The sequence below is a fragment of the Desulforamulus aquiferis genome, assembly GCF_030577015.1.
Lineage (GTDB): Bacteria > Bacillota > Desulfotomaculia > Desulfotomaculales > Desulfotomaculaceae > Desulfotomaculum > Desulfotomaculum aquiferis.
Map to the genome: position 1 here is coordinate 85,422 of NZ_JARPTC010000009.1, position 12,288 is coordinate 97,709.

Sequence of the window (12,288 nt, forward strand, 5' to 3'; positions counted from 1 at the left end):
TAAATTGTGGAATCAATGTTGGAGTTTTATAGTGGTTTAACCAGGACGGAACTACTGATTATGTTTCTGGCTGTAACCGCTGCATTGGCTGCAATTGTTGTTGGTTTCGGCAGGAAGTATAAGGAATAATTTGGCCATAAATTGGATATTGACTTGCATATAAAACATATGCTATATTAGTATTCGTCGGTCGAAGTGATATGCGGAAGTGGCTCAGTGGTAGAGCATCGCCTTGCCAAGGCGAGGGTCGCGGGTTCGAATCCCGTCTTCCGCTCCATGTATAGCTCAAGTGTATAGCAAGATTGATGGTATGAATTATTGACAAATAACACCGAGATTGTTATACTCAAAAAGCAGATATGCCCGGGTGGCGGAATAGGCAGACGCACAGGACTTAAAATCCTGCGGTTTCACGACCGTGCCGGTTCGACCCCGGCTCCGGGCACCAAATAGTATTTACAAGGGTTCCAGACGTTGAATGACGTTCTGGAACTTTTGTTTTTTAGCAAGAATCCTGTGTGTCAGAAAATACGTCTCCAGACGCACAGGACTCCCCTTCGTGGTCGTTCAAAAAAACGAGGAGGGGTTTTATATTATGGCGAAAAGACAGACGAAAATTTTAAAGGAAGAGACGGTAAATTTAACTTGGGCTGAAGCTTTACATAGTTTTGTTTTTTGGAAGCAAGCACAGGGTTTAAGCAGGACAATAGGCCAAGTATCAAAAATGTTAAATATCGAATTCCGGGAGAGATTTTCATTACCTACCTTAAACCTAGCATCGACATACTCAGGTTTGGACAAGCCTCTTGCCCCTATACCCGATGAGGTTCATGTTGCCTATTATACTGGCAAAGTTCAACCGTTCGTTAAGTGGTATAAACTTACTGGTGAAATAGTCTCAAACCAGGCAGCTAGTGACAATCTTGTGAAAGGAGCGGGTAAAAATGAGTGAAGCATACAATTTAATCAAGGCTGGTTACGAGGCCATTTACAAGGATAAGGAAAGCAAAGAAATTAACCTAGAGTTACATGATATACTGGAGCCGGAGAAGAAGAAAGAACTTCCCGGCTTTAAGTCTGCTATTAACCTTATTGCAGAGGGTTACAGCAAATCTGAAAAAAACAAGAAGTAGACAAATCGGCAGGTGGGAATTACTCCCCTGCCTTTCCTTTTTATATAGAGATATTTAATGTCAGATAACAGCAGGGGTGATTCATTTGCAAGTTCAGTATCATGAGGCTTCCGGTCAATATTGTGACATCGAAACTGGAGAAATAATACCTTTAGCTCAGATTGGCAAAATCTTTAATAATACAAATGAGCCACAACCTGTCTTATTACCTCCTGATTGTTCCGTAAGAATAAGCAAAAAAAGAAAGCCTTTTAAGAAGGCAGCCCGGGAGCCATTTGTAATGGTATTTCAACAGCAGATTCAACAATTAATCATAGGTGGACAGTTATCAGTTAACGAGAAAGCCCTACTATTCTCTATATTCCCTTTTCTAACGTTTGCACGAACTATCGAGATTCCCGGTGAGGATGGAAAACCAAGACGCTTAAAAATGAATGATCTATATACCCTTATGGGCTGGAGTAAAACTTCTAAAAATACTATGGGTAACGTAATTGATTCATTAACAGAAAAAGGTATTATCATGAGGGTAAAAAATGGTCGTGATATTAATATAGAGCTAAATCCGCTTTTCTTCCACGTTGGTACAATGGAAGTGAGGGAAGTTCGGTCGAAGGCATTACGTGATAAGCTAGAAGGGTGTGGGGACTCACGTAATGACCTAGGTAATCAAGTAATTAATATTAAAGGCACACTTTAAAAAATTAGATCTTTCTAATTATTATCTTTCTATACATTCCATTTAGCATAGCAGGAACATCTTCTTCGATCTTCAATTTTTGATTATTTCTATAATAAATTTTCTCAAAATTCAAGCCAATATCCGTACCCAAAATTCCAATTATAGGCCGCAGAAGTTTTTTAGGCAATGAAAGCTGTTTATTCTTAGGGGCGAATTTATCAAATATAATTATTTTCCCTTCAGGTTTTAAAACTCTAACCATTTCTTGAAAGCATTTATCTGCATTAGGGACGACTGATAATACTAGATGTGCAAAAACATAATCAAATGACTCATTCTTAAAATTCATATCCTGTGCATCCATTTCAAGAAAATTAACTGACGAAATATTAAACTTGGCTCTTGCTTTATTGAGCATATCTGGGGAAAAGTCTATAGCTGTAATATCTAAGTTGTCATGATCTATTAACTCAATATCAGCACCTGTTCCTACACCAACAAACAAAATTTTATCTTCTTTCTTAAAGGATATTTCATTAAATATTTGTTTTCTAACGTTAAAGAACAAGCCTTTAAAAATACTGTCATATATTGGTGACCATATTTTATATATCACTTTATTCCAAGTATTGTTCACAAAAACTTTTCCTCTCTTTAACAAAGTTATTTAATCTATATATTCGTCCACATCCTTAAACAACCTTGTTCCTCGTTAAATAACCTTATAGATTATTACGAATATAACGCAGCAAATATCTTACTTATTTTCCCTATTTACCGTTATGTTAAACGTTAAGTTATATTTAAAAGAATGGTCGAGCCTTCGGCTCGAACCCGCCGGAGGCGGGTCTCCCTCTTTATCACTTACCACATATATTAACCGTTTAGCTTTTTAATAAAAATTATATATTAATATAGAGATAACCGAGGTCAAAGCCTGTAATCCTAGTAATACCAAGGGCTGAGGTCCATTTTACCCCTCTTGAATAGGTAGCTGTACAACTACCAATAGGTAGCTCACCAACTACCTATTATTTTTGCCTAGGTGTCATGAACTTTACAATTCTACCCCAACAATAACGATATTACGACATGTAGTTGTTGGCCTTGTAGGGTAAATACCCTTACATGTATATTCCTTAAGCTTAGAAATAACCGAGGTTTGGCTTGTTGTCTTTAATTCTGTTTAATAACAAAATGCCCACGACCTTTACCGATTACGTCAGCTTTTCTAAAATTTCCATAAGTGGCAAATATAAAGCTGGAACTTTTATCTTGTCTGGGCTTCTATAGATCATTGACATTATCTTCTCCACCCAAGACCCCCACGAAATTATAGACCCATAATACTTCATATATCCTTATCGATATACGAAGTAAATGGTATAATAAAGATAAGCAAAGCCAAGTAAATCAAGACTAAGCGTTCGTATTAACCGACCAATAATACTTCGTATATCAGCAAGGGGTGTCGTAAATGATCGAGGAATTCTTAGCTCAACAAAAACTGGCCGGGAAATCTGAGCTAACTATTAGGCAGTACCGATCAAGCTTGGCTAGGTTCGCTTCATGGTGGCAAGAACAGACCCCCTACCAAGGGGGAACGGGGGGTGGCGATGGCCTGGGGCAAGCCACCGAAATAGACGTGGCAAATTTTAAAAAGTGGGCTTCCAGAAACTTGAAACCGAATACCGTTAGGCAAACGTTAACCCACCTTAAAGCCTACTTTGACTACCTTGTTAACTTCGGCATAATACCGGACAATCCTGTCCAGCACGTCAAGTCTGTTACCACGGCTAAAATGACGCCAAAGTGGTTAACAAGGAATGAGCAGAATGCTTTAATCCGAGCTGTGCGTAGATACGGCGACCTTCGAGACTTAGCGATGATTACCGTTCTTCTTCACGCCGGCCTCCGGGTCCAAGAGCTTTGCGACCTTCGGCTCCAAGACGTAATTATCGGAGAACGAAAAGGGCTGGCGAAAGTCCTCGGTAAACATAACCGTTATCGAGAAGTCCCGCTCAATAAAGATATTCGTGAAATCCTGAGCCTCTACCTTCAACAAAGGAAATGCGATAGCGAGTATTTGTTCCCGAATAATCGTGAGGGCCAAATGACCACGCGGAACGTTCAACATATTATCGCGGAATATCGCCGGTTGACGGGTATCGACCATTTAACGGCTCACGCTCTCCGGCATTCTTTCTGTCATGAATTGGTTACGCGAAAAGTCCCTCTTGACGTTGTGGCTCGGTTAGCTGGTCACATAAAAAACGATGGTACGTCTAATATCGCCATGACTCTTGTATATACCCAGCCTGGAGAGGAAGATTTACAAAGAGCAGTTGAGGAATTGAGTTGGCGTTAGGCCAAAGGAATAAAGCATCAGGAATTATGGCAAAAATTTGGCAATGTTTTTCATTTTATGTGGCTTCTACGAGTTTAGTTCATTTACAACTTTGTCGAGAGGTAATTATCATTTAAATGTATCTTTCAATTACCTTAAATTTCTCTTCACTTAAACTATATATCGTGTTCTTGAAAGAAATCCCAACTTCGTCAATGTCGTTTACATGAACAATAACCCAGTCAATATCTTCAAATGCAAAACCATATCGTAAAAGCCATATCTCTATCTCATTATTAGTGCCATACCTTATGTAATTACTCATAATTAATGCCCTACCATCATTATGTTTATCATGGTAGAGTTTAAATGCTGCACATAAGGGATCTGCTAATGACAATGATATTACTTTATCTAAATAATCATAAGTGTCGTAAACAAGTACATCATAATCTATTTTAGATATTGGTGTACCCATTTTGAATAAGCTTGCCTTACTGGCGTCAATGTTTGGTAATGTTGTTGCTATAGGTGTGTAACGGACTTTAATCTTGGCAAGTTCCTCTTTAACTTGCTCTGAAGAAATTCTTTTCTGTTTAAATTTAGAAAAAACCTCCCTCTGTTTATCTTTTTCAGACAGAAACGCATAACGTAGAGAAACTATCTCCCTGAAGGATTTGCCTTGTATATGCCAAAGCATGATTGGAATAGAAGTGCTTAAAATGGAGGTTTCTGCAAGTGTTAAATCTTCCCGTCTTAAATGTTTAATGTAAATATTTTTAAAAGATTGCTTTAATCTTTTCCGTTTGATATCACTTAGTTTGTAATATTCAGAAGCGGTAAGGGGTTTCCCTGATACCAGTAAATTATCTAAGATATATTGAATATCTTCATGAATCTCGTTAGTATTAAGCCGTGATAACTGAATTTCTGGCAATTTAAACTCATCATTGAAGTTATTATATTTTATGGCATCTACAATATCCACTAAGTCATCTGGTAACAATTCAACTTCCTCATCCAATAAAGACGTTTCTGTTAAGTTATATACCTGATTAAGCCTTTTACAAAACGTATTTACATTCTGTGACCTAACAATTACATAACCATATTCAAATACATTTTGTGCACTTGTTGACCTTCCAGCTCTTCCAACTAAATTTTTTAGAGTAAGTGTATCCATATTCCTAAAATTATCGATCCACACTGCATCAAATGGCATATTAATGCCCTGAGTTAGTGTTGAAGTTGCAAAACAAATACGAGCATAATTTGCCTTAACAAACTCTTCAATTATTAACCTAGCTTTAAGAGGCATTGAACCATGATGTATTACAATGCCACGTTCCATCAAATTAATCATAACAGATTGTTTTTCTAAACTGTTAGCACTTGCTCCTATAAACTCCCTCAGCTTTTCTATAAGTTTAGTAGCTCTTGGGTCATTTAACCTTGGACACAACTCTATATATTTATGGAACTCATTTATGTAACTGCCATCATATATCTTTCTCTTTGATATATAGATTAACAGGGTTCCATAATTCTCTAAAATTTCCTCGGCAATATCGTTTGTTATGAGTTGTTCTCTTGGTTTATCATAAGGTGAGAAATAGTTAAATACATTGTTATTAAATGATAAAAATATTTTACCAACAGAATTTTGGTCATACCGAATAGCCACAGAATCATTGTCAAATCTATGTTTTTTTAACTGAGCACCAGGGTTATTAATGAAAGGGTGTGCAAACACTTTCTTTGCCTGTGGAGCGGCCCGATCTATTCTTCTTACAAATGAGTCAAATTTCATACCACGAACTTTTTCTTCTGAGATTTGTGCCTCATCCAACAAGAATAATTCTATATTGAACTCATTAATATGACTAAAAAGTTCCATACCTCTCTCAGGTGTTATGATAAAAATTCTTCTAAATGTTTTTCCAGTATTAATATTATCAACAAATTGTAGTACTAGAACTGTTTTATCTACTAGCTGTAATACGGCGTGCATATACTCTGCAATTAAAGCTCTTGATGGTACAACAATTACAATATCTCCAAATGTCTTATTGATTAACAGTCTAAATAAAAATGACTTACCTGCACTTGTTGGGGCTGAGAAGGAAAAAAATTTTTTCTCATATATATGTTTATACGCATCAGCTTGCACAGGTGTAAACCTGTTACCCGTTTCTTCTTCTATAGAGTCTGCAAAAAGTGAATACACCTCTTCTAGGATACTGTTAGGCTGTTTTACCTTATAAAACAAGCCCATTATGTAAAGCAATTTCGTTTCATATTTCATAAAAACATCATTATGGTATTTTTTTATATATGCTAATTTCTCTAAGTCAGAGACATTTATAGGGCCATTATTATGCATTTTGCTTAAAATATTAGTTAATTGGTTAACAATCTTATATCCTTTTATTATTTCACTTAGCACATATTTCAACTCCGATCAGATATAGTTCTTCATAAGCTAATAATTGTTCTAATGTTGTTGATTTAAGTGCATTTGTAAAAATTCTATTGGGTTGCTGGGTATTTATTGAAAAAGCGGCAGTAAATGCTTTATTTCCATTCAAAGCATTTTCCATAGCAGTTGAAGAAACAAAATGTTGTAGTATAGCAAACTCTGCTACATCCTTTTCCAAGGCTATGAACTTAGCAATTTGTGATAGTGCATTCACATAAGGATTAGTACTACCACTATATTTTGCCTCACCAAATGCTATTAACATAGTATTTGTTTCAGTATGAAAATCAAATCCCGGATTACCAGTTACCTTTTCTTTCAATAATTCAGCCAAAGGAACTTTGTGATGTTGATAACACTCTTCCAAAGCGGATACAGCAGAGTAGGATATTAAATATTCTCCAAATTCAGTACTTAATGGGTTATTTATCCTCAAGAATATGTCGTTAACAAGTTTTTTAATAGTCCGCTTTGCTCTTGCTTCAAAAGTTTTACTCTCAATAGGTTTTAATTTATTTACCCAACTATTATCAGAAATAATATCTATCATTTCTTGAGCACGATCATTTATATCATTAATTTCTACATGAATTACATATACATTGCATGAGGTGATTTTTCCGAATTTAGACATATCTATCTTGATATTACTAATTATTTTAATAAAAATCACCTCGATACTTAAAAGCTTTCAACCATATATCTATTGAAATAATAATTTAGTAAATTTTTAACATCATTCCACCTTTTCCCTGATTATTCCTCCTAAAATGTACTACAACATTTGTTTATTATGTAAGAATTAAAATGCCGAAGGTTTTGCCCGCTCAGGCACTTATACTTTATTACAACAAACGACAATTAGATGATTGATTGTACTATTCCTTGAAGGAAAAATGAACTATTCTACGAATAATATATTGTGAAAGCACAAACGGATAACTCCTCTGTCAACAATGCAAAAATGGGGTTCCGTTGAAACTGACAGAGTTAATAAAGGAATAATCCAATAAATTCAATGGCTCGCAGCTCATTGACCAAAATTTTGGACTTCTAATCCATCGTTAATATATAGTTACTAAAAATAAACGTATTTACGTTAAAAATGCCGGTGAGCCTTCGGGAGCTTACCGGCTTTATATTTTCTAACGCCTGAGCCTAATCGTCTGGGCGTCTTTTTATTTTCTGGGAGGGTTGACCGTGGATTTTAAAATTAATAAACGCTACACAATGAGGGCCGACATAACCTCGCGGACACTCGAGGTTTCCGAGGCTTTCGGCGTATCCCTTGACGATGAGTTTACCTTTATCGTGTTTGTCCAATTTAACCCTAGAAGTAGATCGGGAGACGTAGTCTACATTATCGCTGATTCTGGAGTGGCAAAAGTACGTTATTAAAGGAAGTAGCCATCCAACGGAGGATAGGTAAAGAACTTATATTCTTCGTATAATAAATACTGGAATTAATTAGCAAGATATTAAAGAGGTAAAATATAGGAGGCATTTAGACGAGTGGCAAGGGACATGGCTGTTAAAAAATATTCGTAGGCTAGTCCTACGTTTGCTATTTTTAATAGCTTCATGTTAAATTAAACACACGGGACTTAATGCAAATAATCGGTTAAGAAAAAACGAAGTCCCGTCATGCTAACGAATATCACGAAGTGGGAACCCATGAAAATACTGGGCTGCGGCGTTTGGGGCAAAAAGATGGACTTAAAATCCTGCGGTTTCACGACCGTGCCGGTTCGACCCCGGCTCCGGGCACCAATAATATCAAGGCTTTACAAAGAATGGACGGTTCATTTGAATCGTCTGTTTTTTTATTTTGCTTCCCTAGATCCCCAAAATATTTGATTCAACATAATGGCGCAGGTCATGAAATAATCATACTGAACAAATAACAGAATCCATGTATTGATTATCTTCCTTGGGAAAATGCTGTGGGATCCGATGGATAATCAAATCAGTTAGTTTTATTTTATGTACTTGGTTTGCCTAATCGCATTATATCCGGCAACTAAAAATGGGTCACTCCGTCAAGAAAAAGAAAACAATTATTGTAGATAACCCCCTTGGGACAACCGGTGCTGTATACCTATGGGAACTAATGTTTAAGATTCTGGAAAGAGAAAGACTCCCGATAGCACTATTATGATTATCCCCGATGTCCGTGGTAAAAATGACCTTAATCAAAGTAATCTTGATGTAATAGATGGTTAACAGCAAGTTCATTTTAATTAGAAATTAGCTAAGAAGAAATATTTTCTTAGTAAAAAGGATTAATTGATGATTGGGCAGAATTGGCACCAATAGTGTAAAGAGCAAGAAAAGGATGATTGATTTTGACCAAGGAAGAGTTATTAGAACTTATGTATGAGGTCAGGTCTTTGCAGGCTGAGTTGGACAATATTGAAGTTAAAGCCGCTTCTAAAGGGGCCCCTAAAGTTTATGACAGCCTTTCTTCATTTAGCAATCGTGCTGGTGGGATCATCATCTTTGGACTTGATGAAGAAAAGGATTTCATACCTGTAGGAATCTATAATTTAGATGAACTAAGAAAAAATATTGCCGAGGCAGCCACCAATATGGAGCCCCCCTTACGACTAACCTTTACCTCTATTAAATATGATGGGGTAATCATTTTGGCTGCCGAGGTTCCAGAATGCCCATTGGAGCTTAAGCCATGCTACTATAAGCCTGCTGGTTTACATGGCGGATCCTATATCAGAGTTGCAGAAGGCGACCGCAAAATGACCGATTATGAAATCTATATGTACATTAGCAGCAGAGGTCAGGCTATGGAAGACCTGAAACCTGTTCCGCGAGCCAGACCAGAGGATCTTAACGAGAAGGCCATTGAACAATATATTGCTAAATTACAGAAAAAAAGGCCAGGTTCTCGCATATTTTCATTACCTAGGGATCAACTCTTAAAAACACTAAATATATTAACTGAATACAATGGTATGCCGGTTCCGACCGTATCCGGGATCCTAATGTTCGGGTTTTTCCCCCAACAGTTTTTTCCCTCTATTTTTGTGGCCTTTTTAATGTTTGCGGGAACAACGGAAAATGTCAAAGGTTCTCGGGGGGAAAGATTTTTGGATAATCGGAGAATTGAAGGTTCGATTTCTGAAATAATTTCTTGAGGCCGAGAAGGCTATTAGTCACAACATGAGACGAAGCACATTTGTCAGTGGGTTTTGGCGGAATGACATCGATGAGTATCCCCGAGAAGCAATTAGGGAAGCCATTATTAATGCTTTAGCACATCGTGCCGTGAGCTACTGGGGTTAAATGATAAAGATCAGGCAAATTACCTGTTGAAGAGCATGGTTAAAAAAGAATTATTGCAACGATTAGGTAAGGGAAAAGGAACAAACTATAAAGAAATGTAAAAAGTCATTCTGGTTTTATTCGGAATTTATTCGGAATTTATTCGGAATAAGGATCTTGTTAACCAGTATTATTTTGCGTAAGAGTAATTCTAAGCTTCTACGAAAAATTAAGCTTTGATTCCTCTGAATCTTTTATTCTACAGGTTTATCAAATGCGTCGTTAAAAGTGTTCTTATCTCCCAAACATGGAGTATGCTCTAAGCCCAGCCCTGTTGGGGTGGGTGTTAACAAACAATTCGAAAAACGTTGGGAAGCAATTTTCCCATTCTGCACGGGACTTTTTCTGCTGGCAAATTGCTTCCCAACCCCACCAAAAACATCAAAACTACCCATAAAATAAGAAAAAAGAAGCCTTGATTTATCAGGCTTCACAGGTTACCACTACAGCTTAAAAGCAGCCGGGAACAGTCTTTACGGGTAAGGTGAGTATAATTGCCAAAAGTATAAACTAAAATTAACATATATGTTAATTTTAGTTGACATGATAATAATCAACTGCTAATATATAGGTATAATATGGTAAAGGAGGTGAACTGACAATTGAATAAACAACAAAGTACCAAAGCAGTTTTAGAACTAATAGATAGCTTAGTAGAGGTAGGATTGAAGGAAAAGATTTATTTTCGAAAACATGCTTTAGAGGAAATGGATGAAAAGATAATTTAACTAGATACGAAATTACTTCAGCTTTAAAGACTAATAGGTTAATTATTTCTTCCCACTGGGAAGAACCTCATAGTGCTTTTAAATTAATCTATTTGTTAGAAATACCGACTAAGCCAAAGACACATGTAGTTTGCTTGTTAGTGGATAATCAAATAATAATATTAACAGTGTATGCAGTAGATAGTAGATTTAATGAAGAGGGTAAAATCAGAGTTAGATAATTAAACAGTAAGTAGTGATTAGGATTTATACTTAGTACTTTAGAGTAGTGATACATTATACTTTTATACTTTTATACTTCTGAAATTAAACTTTGTATAGTTGATACTTTAGTGTAGTATTTATTTGATAAATTGATATATGATTAGGAATATGAATATTTGATAAATAATTGAGATATTTGAGAAATGTAAATTTGAAAAAAAGGTCAATAAGTGGGGGCTAATCAGAAGATTATCCCCCATGAATAAACCTAATAATATTAAAGTACAAAAATATTTGTATCAAAATAATTTTTAAAGGGAGGTGTAATAAATGTTATGCCCGTTCTGTAGGGTTGAATTAGTAAAAGGCAGGGCTACTGTGGAAAGGAGGTACAAAGGTGTAAGAGTTACATTTTTAAATGTTCCAGCTGAGGTATGTACCAGTTGTGGCGAGGAATTAATTGATGAATATATAGTAGATAAAATGGACTATATATTACAAAATATTGAACTTGATAAAGATTACATGATAATTGACTTTATAAAATTTAATGATTTGCTCCAATCAAAAGATGAGATTTCTGTAACCAAGGAACTTCAAGTGTGTTTTGCTTAAATGTACCCGTGTACTAAAATTCATATAATTAGGGAAAATTTATGGAATATGAAGTTAAAAATGAACTAAAAAAATATAGAACAAAACTAGGTATTTCACAAATTGAACTTGCCACAGAAGTTAATTTAAAAACTAGCTACTACAGCAAAATCGAAACTGGCAAGATTATACCCAGCATAAAGTTAGGACTTATGATACGGGATGCAATAAAAAAATTATATAAACAAAAGACCGGCAAAGAACTTTCAAAGTTATCAGTTGATAGACTGTTTTTGCTTGAACCAAAAGATGAGGTGGAACCTGGCGAGATAACAAAATAAACATAAGATTATAAAACCTCCTGTAGCCGCAGGAGGTTGCTTGTTTCAATTAAAAACAGAGCCACCAGGAAAAAATTATAATCCCAGTGGCTTTGTATTAAATGATTTAGATTATGGATAAGTATATTTTATTAATACAGTTCAAGATTAAGGGGGTTATTTTTGAGGTGAAGTTTTTTTGTGGTACTCCAAAATTGCTTCAGTAGCTATTTCAGAAGCTAATCTAATTATTTTATTATTAATTTCTTCTGTGTGGTACATATTGGAGTTTTTCTCTTCATAACCAAATTTCTCTGCTACTCTTTTTGCTAAGTCATTGGCATCATTACGTGTAAACTCTGACATAATCTCACCTCCCTATCAGTGAATTATAAGGAACTTTTAGGTTTAATTTTCCAATTGTTTACCCAATAAATTAGTTCTACAGGATTCCTTTCATTC

15 protein-coding genes and 2 tRNA genes are annotated in these 12,288 nt (G+C 35.7%); 12 read left to right on the top strand and 5 right to left on the bottom strand.

Annotated features, from left to right (window positions below; all coding sequences use genetic code 11):
• Positions 1–6: 6 nt before the first annotated feature.
• The 6 genes from P6N53_RS07105 to P6N53_RS07130 all read left to right on the top strand — a co-directional run bounded on the left by P6N53_RS07105 (position 7) and on the right by P6N53_RS07130 (position 1,833).
• A complete protein-coding gene (locus P6N53_RS07105) occupies positions 7–129 on the top strand; it encodes a hypothetical protein (protein WP_304542105.1) in 123 nt (40 codons plus the stop codon).
• Between the two features lie 73 nt (positions 130–202).
• A tRNA-Gly gene (locus tag P6N53_RS07110) sits at positions 203–277 on the top strand.
• A gap of 84 nt (positions 278–361) precedes the next feature.
• Positions 362–448 (top strand) — tRNA-Leu (locus P6N53_RS07115).
• Between the two features lie 147 nt (positions 449–595).
• Positions 596–952 carry a hypothetical protein gene (locus P6N53_RS07120; protein WP_304542106.1) on the top strand — a complete coding sequence of 119 codons (357 nt, stop codon included), beginning with the start codon at positions 596–598 and terminating at the stop codon, positions 950–952.
• A complete protein-coding gene (locus tag P6N53_RS07125) occupies positions 945–1,133 on the top strand; it encodes a hypothetical protein (protein WP_304542107.1) in 189 nt (62 codons plus the stop codon). Before P6N53_RS07120 ends, P6N53_RS07125 begins: the two co-directional genes overlap by 8 nt.
• A gap of 85 nt (positions 1,134–1,218) precedes the next feature.
• Positions 1,219–1,833: a hypothetical protein gene (locus P6N53_RS07130; RefSeq protein WP_304542108.1), complete on the top strand. Its 615-nt coding sequence runs from the start codon at positions 1,219–1,221 to the stop codon at positions 1,831–1,833.
• Between the two features lie 4 nt (positions 1,834–1,837).
• Here the strand turns inward: P6N53_RS07130 and P6N53_RS07135 are convergent, their stop codons facing one another.
• Complete coding sequence (locus P6N53_RS07135; protein ID WP_304542109.1) at positions 1,838–2,452, bottom strand: class I SAM-dependent methyltransferase; 615 nt, start codon at positions 2,450–2,452, stop codon at positions 1,838–1,840.
• Positions 2,453–3,292: 840 nt separating this feature from the next.
• Between P6N53_RS07135 and P6N53_RS07140 the strand changes: the two genes are divergently transcribed.
• Positions 3,293–4,183 carry a tyrosine-type recombinase/integrase gene (locus tag P6N53_RS07140; protein WP_304542110.1) on the top strand — a complete coding sequence of 297 codons (891 nt, stop codon included), beginning with the start codon at positions 3,293–3,295 and terminating at the stop codon, positions 4,181–4,183.
• Between the two features lie 112 nt (positions 4,184–4,295).
• On the opposite strand, the gene P6N53_RS07145 is transcribed toward P6N53_RS07140, so the two are convergent.
• Positions 4,296–6,608, bottom strand: coding sequence for a DEAD/DEAH box helicase (locus P6N53_RS07145; RefSeq protein ID WP_304542111.1), 2,313 nt, complete (start codon positions 6,606–6,608; stop codon positions 4,296–4,298).
• On the bottom strand, positions 6,598–7,314 hold the full coding sequence (locus tag P6N53_RS07150) for a hypothetical protein (RefSeq protein WP_304542112.1): 717 nt from the start codon (positions 7,312–7,314) through the stop codon (positions 6,598–6,600). Before P6N53_RS07150 ends, P6N53_RS07145 begins: the two co-directional genes overlap by 11 nt.
• 527 nt (positions 7,315–7,841) lie before the next feature.
• Between P6N53_RS07150 and P6N53_RS07155 the strand changes: the two genes are divergently transcribed.
• Positions 7,842–8,039, top strand: coding sequence for a hypothetical protein (locus tag P6N53_RS07155; protein WP_304542113.1), 198 nt, complete (start codon positions 7,842–7,844; stop codon positions 8,037–8,039).
• A gap of 947 nt (positions 8,040–8,986) precedes the next feature.
• Complete coding sequence (locus P6N53_RS07160; RefSeq protein WP_304542114.1) at positions 8,987–9,793, top strand: AlbA family DNA-binding domain-containing protein; 807 nt, start codon at positions 8,987–8,989, stop codon at positions 9,791–9,793.
• A gap of 381 nt (positions 9,794–10,174) precedes the next feature.
• Here P6N53_RS07160 and P6N53_RS07165 read toward each other — a convergent pair whose 3' ends face one another.
• Positions 10,175–10,414 carry a hypothetical protein gene (locus tag P6N53_RS07165; RefSeq protein WP_304542115.1) on the bottom strand — a complete coding sequence of 80 codons (240 nt, stop codon included), beginning with the start codon at positions 10,412–10,414 and terminating at the stop codon, positions 10,175–10,177.
• A gap of 168 nt (positions 10,415–10,582) precedes the next feature.
• Here P6N53_RS07165 and P6N53_RS07170 point away from each other — a divergent pair, with 168 nt between their 5' ends.
• From P6N53_RS07170 to P6N53_RS07180, 3 genes are all read left to right on the top strand, one after another.
• Positions 10,583–10,708: a hypothetical protein gene (locus tag P6N53_RS07170; protein ID WP_304542116.1), complete on the top strand. Its 126-nt coding sequence runs from the start codon at positions 10,583–10,585 to the stop codon at positions 10,706–10,708.
• 534 nt (positions 10,709–11,242) lie between these two features.
• The gene (locus tag P6N53_RS07175) at positions 11,243–11,527 is read left to right on the top strand and encodes a YgiT-type zinc finger protein (RefSeq protein ID WP_304542118.1); all 285 of its coding nucleotides are present in this window, start codon (positions 11,243–11,245) and stop codon (positions 11,525–11,527) included.
• 41 nt (positions 11,528–11,568) lie between these two features.
• The gene (locus P6N53_RS07180) at positions 11,569–11,847 is read left to right on the top strand and encodes a helix-turn-helix transcriptional regulator (RefSeq protein WP_304542119.1); all 279 of its coding nucleotides are present in this window, start codon (positions 11,569–11,571) and stop codon (positions 11,845–11,847) included.
• 156 nt (positions 11,848–12,003) lie between these two features.
• Here P6N53_RS07180 and P6N53_RS07185 read toward each other — a convergent pair whose 3' ends face one another.
• A complete protein-coding gene (locus P6N53_RS07185) occupies positions 12,004–12,192 on the bottom strand; it encodes a hypothetical protein (RefSeq protein ID WP_304542120.1) in 189 nt (62 codons plus the stop codon).
• Positions 12,193–12,288 lie beyond the last annotated feature (96 nt).

What these genes read in the sequence shown, in the direction of transcription:
- P6N53_RS07120 (WP_304542106.1), top strand. Translation starts at nt 596, where the DNA reads ATGGCGAAAAGACAGACGAAAATTTTAAAGGAAGAGACGGTAAATTTA.
- P6N53_RS07125 (WP_304542107.1), top strand. Translation starts at nt 945, where the DNA reads ATGAGTGAAGCATACAATTTAATCAAGGCTGGTTACGAGGCCATTTAC.
- P6N53_RS07140 (WP_304542110.1), top strand. Translation starts at nt 3,293, where the DNA reads ATGATCGAGGAATTCTTAGCTCAACAAAAACTGGCCGGGAAATCTGAG.
- P6N53_RS07175 (WP_304542118.1), top strand. Translation starts at nt 11,243, where the DNA reads ATGTTATGCCCGTTCTGTAGGGTTGAATTAGTAAAAGGCAGGGCTACT.
- P6N53_RS07180 (WP_304542119.1), top strand. Translation starts at nt 11,569, where the DNA reads ATGGAATATGAAGTTAAAAATGAACTAAAAAAATATAGAACAAAACTA.
- P6N53_RS07185 (WP_304542120.1), bottom strand. Translation starts at nt 12,192, where the DNA reads ATGTCAGAGTTTACACGTAATGATGCCAATGACTTAGCAAAAAGAGTA.